Origin of the sequence: Klebsiella sp. K47, from assembly GCF_051858335.1 — a bacterium.
In the GTDB taxonomy this organism is placed as follows: Bacteria; Pseudomonadota; Gammaproteobacteria; order Enterobacterales; family Enterobacteriaceae; genus Klebsiella; species Klebsiella pneumoniae.
Genome location: NZ_JBPYUI010000641.1, coordinates 1 through 206 on the forward strand (window position 1 = coordinate 1; position 206 = coordinate 206).

Annotated in this window: 1 protein-coding gene; it reads left to right on the forward strand. The window is 71.4% G+C overall.

Going from position 1 to position 206, the window contains the following annotated elements; genetic code table 11:
* A partial coding sequence (locus tag RRF55_RS29530; protein WP_439419531.1) for a TonB-dependent receptor domain-containing protein occupies window positions 1–206 on the forward strand: 206 nt, incomplete at both ends.

A 206-nucleotide genomic window follows, 5' to 3' on the forward strand; every position in this document is an offset into this window, starting at 1 on the left:
AGCCGCGCTCGCTGATCGACGGCAACCTGTTCACCTCGGCCGGCAAGGACCGTCACCAGGGCGTGGAATTCAACGTCTTCGGCGAACCCATGCGCGGCCTGCGCCTGCTGGGCGGGGCCACCTGGCTGGACGCCAGGCAGCAAAGCACGGGCCGCGCCACCACCGACGGCAAGCGCGTCATCGGCGTGCCGCGCTTCCAGGCCACG